The organism is Sphingobacterium tabacisoli (genome assembly GCF_017908035.1).
Lineage (GTDB): Bacteria > Bacteroidota > Bacteroidia > Sphingobacteriales > Sphingobacteriaceae > Sphingobacterium > Sphingobacterium tabacisoli.
In genome coordinates, this window is the sequence record NZ_JAEQMU010000003.1 from 39,761 (window position 1) to 49,344 (window position 9,584).

8 protein-coding genes are annotated in these 9,584 nt (G+C 40.8%); 2 read left to right on the forward strand and 6 right to left on the reverse strand.

Annotated features, from left to right (window positions below):
* Positions 1 to 93: 93 nt before the first annotated feature.
* Positions 94 to 2,205 (reverse strand): type IA DNA topoisomerase, encoded by a 2,112-nt coding sequence (locus tag JKG64_RS14150; protein ID WP_210354980.1) that lies wholly within the window; start codon positions 2,203 to 2,205, stop codon positions 94 to 96.
* A 29-nt stretch (positions 2,206 to 2,234) separates the two neighbouring features.
* Complete coding sequence (locus tag JKG64_RS14155) at positions 2,235 to 3,581, reverse strand: deoxyguanosinetriphosphate triphosphohydrolase (protein WP_210354981.1); 1,347 nt, start codon at positions 3,579 to 3,581, stop codon at positions 2,235 to 2,237.
* A gap of 200 nt (positions 3,582 to 3,781) precedes the next feature.
* Between JKG64_RS14155 and JKG64_RS14160 the strand changes: the two genes are divergently transcribed.
* On the forward strand, positions 3,782 to 4,840 hold the full coding sequence (locus JKG64_RS14160; RefSeq protein ID WP_210354982.1) for an aldose epimerase family protein: 1,059 nt from the start codon (positions 3,782 to 3,784) through the stop codon (positions 4,838 to 4,840).
* A gap of 70 nt (positions 4,841 to 4,910) precedes the next feature.
* Entirely contained in the window at positions 4,911 to 6,404 is a 1,494-nt protein-coding gene (locus JKG64_RS14165; protein ID WP_210354983.1) for a TlpA disulfide reductase family protein, read from the forward strand.
* A gap of 39 nt (positions 6,405 to 6,443) precedes the next feature.
* Here the strand turns inward: JKG64_RS14165 and JKG64_RS14170 are convergent, their stop codons facing one another.
* The 4 genes from JKG64_RS14170 to JKG64_RS14185 all read right to left on the reverse strand — a co-directional run bounded on the left by JKG64_RS14170 (position 6,444) and on the right by JKG64_RS14185 (position 9,424).
* On the reverse strand, positions 6,444 to 6,896 hold the full coding sequence (locus JKG64_RS14170; protein ID WP_210354984.1) for a PepSY-like domain-containing protein: 453 nt from the start codon (positions 6,894 to 6,896) through the stop codon (positions 6,444 to 6,446).
* Positions 6,897 to 6,930: 34 nt separating this feature from the next.
* A complete protein-coding gene (locus JKG64_RS14175; protein ID WP_210354985.1) occupies positions 6,931 to 7,374 on the reverse strand; it encodes a PepSY-like domain-containing protein in 444 nt (147 codons plus the stop codon).
* 86 nt (positions 7,375 to 7,460) lie between these two features.
* A complete protein-coding gene (locus JKG64_RS14180; protein WP_210354986.1) occupies positions 7,461 to 8,753 on the reverse strand; it encodes a sensor histidine kinase in 1,293 nt (430 codons plus the stop codon).
* Complete coding sequence (locus JKG64_RS14185; protein WP_210354987.1) at positions 8,753 to 9,424, reverse strand: response regulator transcription factor; 672 nt, start codon at positions 9,422 to 9,424, stop codon at positions 8,753 to 8,755. Before JKG64_RS14185 ends, JKG64_RS14180 begins: the two co-directional genes overlap by 1 nt.
* Positions 9,425 to 9,584: the final 160 nt, after the last annotated feature.

Consider the following 9,584-nt stretch of genomic DNA (forward strand, 5'->3'; position numbering starts at 1 on the left):
AATCTATCGGAATCGTTGAGGATTGACCGTATTTTGACGTTCCATTCAAGAGTATTCTTATACTCCGGATCGAATCAAGACGAACAACGGGTATTAGCCAACATTAACCTTAAAATCCTCAAAGACTAAAGGTGCATCCACAATCTGTCCTTCCTTAGTCTTCACCCCCTTCAGCACAGAAGTCTTTCCTTTTTCGAGCAAGCTTTTCATTTCTTTCTCTTCAAGAAATACACCATTCAATGTCCTCCATATTTTGAAATCACAGCCCCTAGCGTAGTGATCACACTGTGCCACCTTGTCATAGAGGTGTATATTTCCGGGTTGACACTTCGGACATTTTATCTTTCCCTTTTGCTGAGGTTTTATCTCCTCTTGTGCTATAGAGATCCGAAGTTGCAGCAACTCCTTTGTGATTTTCGCCGTGTAGTCTTTGATATGCTTCATAAACACCTCATAAGACACCTTATTTTCGCGCATCTCCTCCAGCTTCTGCTCCCATTTACCGGTCAAAGTTACCTTTGCGATAGACCTATCCTTGACCAGATTATACACTGCGAGGCCTTTCTCTGTAGGAATAAGTTTCTTCTTATCCCGTTTGATATAATCACGTTGGAATAATGTCTCTATCGTGGCGGCACGTGTAGCCGGTGTTCCCAGTCCACAATCTTTCATAGCCTGCCTCATTTCTTCGTCCTCAATCTCCTTCCCTGAAGTCTCCATAGCCTTCAGCAAGGACGCTTCTGTATGAATAGGTTTTGCTTTCGTAAAGCGCTCGGAAAGCTCCAGCGAAAGGATCTCCAATAGCTCTTCTGCGGTCAACTTAGGAAGTTGTGCATTTTCATTATCCTGCTCATCCGTATTCTTGTCATCATCAGGTATTTCTATCTGATCCGCAGACAGGCGCCAGCCGTATTGTCGTATTACCGTACCTTTAGCGATAAGCTCTACCCCTTCGGCATCGATTGTTACAGTTGTAATATCTTTTAAACATACTTCCGAAAAACTCTCTACCATACGTTTTGCAATCATATTGTAGATATTCTGCTGCTCTTTGAGCATTGGTCCCGGTTTCTCGTCTGTAACCAATAGCGCATGGTGATCCGTCACCTTTTTATCGTCGACAGAGCGTTTGTTCAACTTAGCACCTATCAAGTTGCGAGATATCGCCGCTATCCCCTCTTCCGCAGTATCTGCCAAATGTTGAAATAATGCTTCCACCTGCTCGAAAACATCCTCACCAATATACCGCGAACCTGTTCTTGGATAGGTAATTACTTTCTTTTCATATAATGTCTGTGCCAGGCTCAACGTTTGATCCGCAGAGTAGCCATACTTTTTATTGGCATCCTGCTGCAAAGAAGTCAGATCAAACAAGAGTGGAGGTTGTTCTTTCGTTTCTTTTGCCTCTACCTTGACGACTTTGGCCTGCGTTCCAATATTCAGTTTTGCAACCGTCTCTTCTGCAACCTCCTTTTTTTCGATCTTTTCCGAAGTCGCTTTAAAAGAGATGCTATCTTTTTCAAATCCTGCCTGTATCTTATAAAATGCCTGTGGCTTGAAATCTTTATTTTCGAGGTAACGCGAGCATATCATGGCCAAGGTGGGCGTCTGCACCCTACCCAACGAAAGCAAACCTTTATTGCCTGCCGCTAGTGTTATTGCTTGTGTAGCATTGATACCAATTAGCCAATCCGATTCCGACCGGGATCGTGCCGATTGATACAGACTATCATACTCCTGACCCTCCTTCAAATTCGCGAACCCTTCTTTGATAGCTTTATCCGTTTGCGAAGAAATCCACAACCTTTTAAATGGCACTTTCGAGCCTAAGAAATAATAGATATTCCTAAAAATAAGTTCACCTTCGCGTCCAGCATCCGTCGCCACGATGATTTCATCCGCTTGCTCCAACAGCCCTTTAATAATATGGATCTGTTTTAGAGCCCCTCCATCATCAATCTGTTTCCCATCCTTCCTTACCTTCTTCACTTCGAGATCAAATCGATTTGGAATAATCGGCAGATTCGATACCGACCAATTATGAAAACCATAAGCCTGTGGCGTACACAATTGCACCAAATGGCCGAAGGCATAGGTAAAAGCATAGCCGTTCCCAGCGATATAGCCATCTTTCACTTCTTTTGCTCCCATCACCCGGGCCAAATCTCTCGCTACCGAGGGTTTTTCCGCTATAACTACCTTCATTTTCTTATCACTTTCATAACCTCCATCACCTAATCCAAAGATGCTATTGAGATTCCTTTTATTTTCCGATATAGATCCACCGCATATACATCCGTCATTCCGGATACAAAATCCAATACTGCACGAATTTTAGCATACGCATCCTCTTTATCGGTATGAAATTGCGCTGGAATCATCGCGACAATCTTGCGATCAAACATCGTTTTATTCGTCTTTAGATAAGCTGGCACAAACTCCTCCAACAGGGCGTTCATCACCTTATAACCTGCAATTTCAATTTGTACAACAGCTGAAGCATTATAGATTTCCACCACAGATATCTTTTCAATTTTCTTCATTTGTGCTACAATCTCAGGAGAGAGTGCGTCAATCAGTGAACTTTCAAACGTGCCCGAAAGGAATTTATCTTGATTATTAGCAAAAACCTCGGCACAACCGTTGATCAGTGTATTAATAGCTTTCGCGCGCAATAACTCCACACGGCTTCCCGTGTCATTCAATCCATCCAGTCGACTACGTAATTCTTCCCCCCCACAAAGTGGCAATAGCAATTCTTCGACTTCTTTATAAGACAAAATCTTGAGATGATGAGCATCTTCCAGATCAATAATATTATAACAGATATCATCTGCCGCTTCGACAAGATATACTAGAGGATGTCTCAAATAACCCTGCGGATTTGTAGGGTCCTTCTTAAGTCCCAGTTCCGCAGCTATTTTTTCAAATGCCTGTTTTTCTCCTTCAAAGAAACCATACTTTTTACGGTGATGATTGCCCTTTACATGTCCATCTATAGCGGCACATGGATATTTCACAATAGACGCCAAAGTCGCATACGTCAATGCATAGCCTTTTTCATCCTTACCATTGAAAGCATGTGTGAGTATACGTAACGCATTCGCGTTACCCTCAAAATGAGTCAAATCAGCCCATTGCTTGGCAGAGACATGCTCCTGATACTTCTGTCCTACTCCCTGCGTAAAAAATGATGAAATTGCAGCTTCTCCAGAATGTCCAAAAGCCGGATTACCCAAGTCATGCGATAGACAGGCCGCAGATATAATATTACCTACCTCTTGCAAATAAGGGACCTCCTCATCAATATTAGGATGCTGTTTTTTCATTAGATTATAAAACAGACGTCCCAAAGACCGTCCCACAGAAGCGACCTCCAAACTATGCGTCAACCTATTATGAACAAACACAGCACCAGGCAGTGGAAACACTTGCGTTTTATTCTGCAACCGGCGGAATGGAGAAGAAAAAATCAAACGGTCATAATCCCGTTGAAACTCAGATCTTGCGTCAAATTGCTCATTTGGGACACGATCTTCATAGCCCCATCTCTTTGCAGACAACAGTTGTTTCCAGTTCATCAATATTTTGGATTTGCATGGCAAACTTATATAAAATGCTTTGCATTCACCAACTCCAACTGGAAAAATCACCGTACAACTTCCCCTCCCTCTTCCTAACAGTCTAAAGCAGAAACCTCTCCTAAGACAACCTATAGGAATACCTTTTTACTTCCGATCTAACTAAATATTTGCTATTTTTATAGAAATAATTTCGAATCATGACAATCTATACACTTCCCGACACCAAAGCTTTTGAAAGTTGTTTAAATAACAAAAACACGCATTTATTGACTTTAGCCAATCGTACGGGCATGCAGATTGCATTGAGTGATTACGGAGCTCGTCTAGTTAGTGCGCTGGTTCCTAACAAACAGGGTACACTGGTAGACGTAGTCCTAGGTTTCAACAGTATTGACGCTTATGTCCATGCAAGAGAGCAATATCATGGAGCCACAATCGGACGTTTTGCCAACCGCATCGCTGCTGGACATTTCCATCTCGGAGGCGACTCTTTCCCATTAGCACAGAACAACGCTGAAAACTCGTTGCATGGTGGCCCCGAGGGTTTTCACCGCAAAGTATGGGACAGACAGGTTAGTTTAAAAAAACAAGTCGATTTTTACTATGTATCTCCTGGTGGAGAGGAAGGTTTTCCAGGAACACTAAATACCTGCGTCAGCTATGAGCTTACCAATGAAAACGAGATAAAAATTCATTTTAGGGCCACTACCGATAAAACGACCGTAGTCAATCTCACCAACCACGCATATTTCAATCTGAACGGAGAAGGCAATGGCGACATCCTTAATCATTTCATTGAAATTCCCTCTACTCATTTTATTCCTATCGATGACAAACAGATTCCAACAGGCGAACTACTACCTGTAGAAGACACAGCATTCGACTTCAGGGAAGCAAAGAAGATCGCACAAGGTATTAATACTCCAGTAGACCAGATACGCTATGCAACGGGTTACGATCATGGATTCGTCAACGAATCCCCCATAAGCAGCCCTGCTGCGACAGCCTATTCCGAGGAAAGTGGAATACTCTTAGAAGTATTCACCGATCAGCCTAGTATCCACCTATACACCGGAAACTTTCTTGCTGATGACCAAGGTAAATCTGGAAATCGTTATCTCAAACATGGTGGTTTCTGTTTTGAGGCTCAACACTATCCAGATAGTCCCAATCAACCACACTTCCCTACGGTCATTCTAAACCCTGGAGAAGAGTTAAAACAAACCATCATTTACAAATTCAGCATCAAGAAATAGCTGTAATAAATTACTTACAAAGGCTGAACAAGTACATTTCAGACTATATTTGAAAAAAAATTATAGACTGATGAATAAAAAGATTTTTTCAATTGCCCTGCTAAGTGCAGGAATGGCGTTCTCATCTGTGCAGGCCCAGATGGCCAAGCAGAAAGACGTCAAGCTAGAAGACTTGATGAAACATTTAAACGAATTGTTTCAAAAAGGCGATGACGCTTCTAAAGTAGAGTTAGGAAAAGAAGCTTTAGCAATGTCTCAAAGCAAAAACGAAAGCTTTGTATCTATGGCGGCTAGAGTATACGGCGCCCTAGAGCAAGATGATAAAGCTGAAGCAATCAACAAAACAATCTTAAAAAAATTCCCTAAAGGACTTCAAGCACGTTCCGAAGCTTACGAAAAAGTATTCGGCGACGAGAATGCTTCTGCAGAAGTCGTTGAAAAAGGATATACCGCATGGTTGAAACAATTCCCTGCAGCTTCATTTGATGAAAAAGACAGAGGTATCTATGATCAAGCAGCTGCTTCTTTAGCATCCCTTTATTTTAAAGCAAATAATGCGGCTAAAGCACAAAGCTATATCACCCTGCTTAAATCCAGCACTAACTACGCCGCATACGCGAGCCGAGTTACAGCAGGCCTTATCAAAGACAATAATTACGATGCAGCCCTTCCTATTTTAGAAGAGATCTATGCAAGCTCACTAGAAGCTTCTAAATCAAGCGATCCTAAAATCAAGAATAGCGGTGCAGGTAGAGCTTATGGTTCTATAGCCCCTTCTTATGCACAAGCCCTAGTTGAAAAAGGCAATGCAGAGAAAGCAGTAACAGTGATGGACGATTTTATAAAATCATCTCCATACGCAGCGAGCTCTCCGATCAATACCATTACATTGGCCAAAGCTTATGCAAAACAAGGAAAAGAGCTAGATGCTTTCCTTTCCCTAGAAAAATTTGTAGTCAAAAACGGTAAAAATGCAGACATCGTTAAAGAAATGCAACCGTTGTACAATAAGCTAAACAACAATAAAGCGAATTTTGACTTGTATTTTGCATTTATCGAAGCAAAAGCAAAAGAAGCTATGGTTTCTAAATACAAATCAGAAATGATAAAAAAAGAAGCTCCTCAGTTCACTTTGGTAAACAGAGATGGAAAAACAGTTTCTTTATCTGATTACAAAGGAAAAGTTGTTGTTCTAGACTTTTGGGCGACTTGGTGCGGACCTTGTGTAATGTCTTTCCCTGGCATGCAGGCTGCTGTCAACAAATACAAAAGCGACAAAGATGTTGAGTTCTTATTTATTGACACTTGGCAGCGTGAAGAAAACTATAAAGACTTGGTAAACGAGTTCATGACCAAAAACAACTACACCTTCCACGTAGTGTTTGATGAAATGAAAGATCGTACCAAAGCGACTACTACAGCATATGGCGTATCTGGTATTCCACACAAAGTAGTGATTGATAAAGAAGGATTTATCCGTTTTGAATCTTCTGGCGGTTCTGCCGATGTTGACAAAGTAGTCAACGAGATGGAGACAAAAATCGAATTGGCACGAAAAGGCTAAAAAAAATGGGACTCAGATTTGAGTCCCATTTTTCTTTGATTAAGGATCGATTCGAATAAACTTGCCAGTAGAATCGAACTCCAGGTCCAACGCATTGGTCAACTCCACATCAAATCCATGTTTTTCTTTATCGATACTATTGATACCATCTTTAGGATAGTTTTCTTTCACATAGCCTACGATAGGTGCCAACACGAATGAAGTAGGTATAGCTACCGTATTATCCAGTGCTTCCACCTCTGTCCAGTTCCCATTTTTATCGAATTTCACTTCTATTCGATTATTCAACAGCACCTGATACTCCGTCCCAGACAACGGCTCCTTTTCCCGAGTCACAGAAAGTATCTTTGCCTCTTTAAAATGATCATTTAAAAATGTATTTGCAGCTGTAGGCAGATTATCCACCTCAATAGTTTCCTCTTTATCACACGATACCACAGCAAATGCAACCGCCATTAAAAGCGTCAATTTCAATATTAACTTTTTCATCATATTTTTATATTACAGATTACCCGTCTACTGGGCATTAATCATCAATACGGACAAATTGTCCCTTCTTATTAAACTCAAGATCTACACCATTCGTTAGTTCAACTTCGTACTTACGGGATTTACGGGAGATCTGAACGATTTCATTGTTCGGAAAACTCTTTTTCACATATTCTAAAATAGACGCAGGTACTATTTTCAAAGGAACCGCCTTTAGTTCAGCATCCACCTCTGTCCATTCTCCTTTAGAATCGAATTCCAACTTCACACCGTCTTTCAATTTTACTTCATAACTTTTACCTGCCAGAAATTCACTCTCCTCTTTCACCAAGTTCACTTGATCTGCCGCATAATAAGTCGTCACAAAGACTTGCGCCTTTTTTGGTAATTGCGTAAATGTGATTATTTTTTCTTGCGCTACAGCAACAACTGCCATCACTAATAGTGTTACAGTCATAAAGGATTTCATCATTGTTTTCATCTTCTTATTTTTTTATTTGATTTATAACTCAAAGTTCGATTCCAATTTGGGAAACAATTGGGAATTGGAAGATGTTTTGAAAAAAATCACGAAACTTTTTCAAGGACAAAGCAATGTTTCCCCGATTCGTACCTATAGTGCAGCTTAATCTGATGCTGTCGCTCCAGGATCGACCTTACAATAGATAGTCCCAATCCATTGGAATGATTGTCCTGACTTCCTTTGTAAAATCGCTCAAAGATATAATCTGGGTTGAGTGCTCCAGAGTCGCTATCGTTTGCTATTTCGATTTCATGTTCACGTATCGTCACCAGCACATCCCCGCCCGCAATATTATATTTAATGGCATTGCGTAGCAGGTTTGATAATAGTATATGCGCTAGATCCCTATTAAAATTAACATAAAACTCCCTTACCTCTTCCTGAACTACAAATTTCACTTCCTTAAAGGAAGCAATATCCTCCAGATCCTCCACCAAAGATTTGATTACAGGAATAAAATCCACCAAATCACTAGCCACGTATTGGTTATTATCAATTCGCGACAACATAAGCAATGATCGGTTCAAACCTACCATCCTATGCAATGCTCCCTTCGCTTCCGACAACTGCACCAATTGCGATTCCGTCAGCGTAGCATCATCCATCAAGAGTTCCAGTTTATTGATTGTTATGGCCAGAGGAGTTTGCAATTCGTGCGAGGCATTTTCTAAAAAGCGCTTTTGAGCTTCAAAAACCGCCTCATTGCGGTCAATCATATGCTTGACCTCTTTATTTAGTTCCTCAAACTCTTTTACCTTTGTAGGCACCGTCTCAAAACTCGAAGTATCTCCAAATCTATAACGGCTTAAATTATCCAAAGTCTGTCTAAAAGGCTTCCAGGCCCGACTCAGGACCAGATGATTAATAAGAAGAATACTCAGTATAATCACGACGTACAATACGGCCAGCGAGATTGCTAAATTAATCAGGTAATCATCCTCCTCTACCGTCGAAGTCCGTATCTCCAGCGAATAAGGCTTGCCCTCCTTACTGTAGAAGCCCGTCCGTAGTACCCGATAAGGCTCGTCCTCATCGTCATAAGGCATATAGATAAATTCCTTCGAAAACCGATTCTTATCCAGATCCTCCGCAGCATGTTCTACAGGTAGAATGCGAAATTGATTGATTCCAAATTCTGTTGTATTTTCTAAAATTTCGGGACTATTATAAGCCTCCCTGATAATTTCAATTTTTTGATTCTTCAGCCCATCATCGATATTATCATACACTTCATCCATTAATATGGCATAGAAGAGCAATGCCCATACCGCCATCACAATGAGTATGGTAATGACAATAAATCGATTGGTATAGTATTTTACAGAAACTACTGCCATCACACTAATTTATAACCTACACCGTACACCGCTTGTATATCCAATGTTGCTTTGGCATCTTTAAGTTTCTTACGTAGGTTCTTAATTTGAGAATAAATAAAATCAAGATTATCCGCTTGGTCTGCATGATCTCCCCATACCGTTTCCGCCAGCGTTGTTTTTTCCAACAGCTTATTGGGCCTTAACAAAAAATAATAAAGCACATCAAACTCCTTACGATTGAGTTGTAATTCCTCCCCATCTACCTTGACGACACGATTATCCATATCCAGCGATACATTTTGATACTGAATAACGGTATCCCCATGCTGCGCATTCCGACGTACAATAGATTTGATCCGAGCCAAAAGCTCCGCAAAGTGAAAAGGCTTCGCCAGATAATCGTCTGCACCGATCTCCAATCCCAACACCTTATCATCGACAGAGTCTTTCGCCGACAGTATCAGTACGGATTGATTTACATTCTTCTCTTTCAACAACCGCAACAAATCCAATCCATTCCCGCCAGGCAGCATGATATCCAACAGCACAATATCGTATGGATAATTCAATATTTTATCCATACCCTGCTCGTAGTTATCGGCACTTTCAACAAGAAAATGCTCCCGTTCTAGAAAATCCTGAATACTCCGAAGTAATTCTACTTCGTCTTCAATTATAAGTACTTTCATATCCCTATTAAAGATAACTATATTTTTTGCTCCTCAAACCTCTATTGATAAATCGGCCTCTAAGCCCCGCTGACAATACAATAATGGCACCACAATTTGGAAACATTTAGGAATTCTCAACAGCAGTTCCTCTTTTATCGAGTTTCGACCATAAAAATTA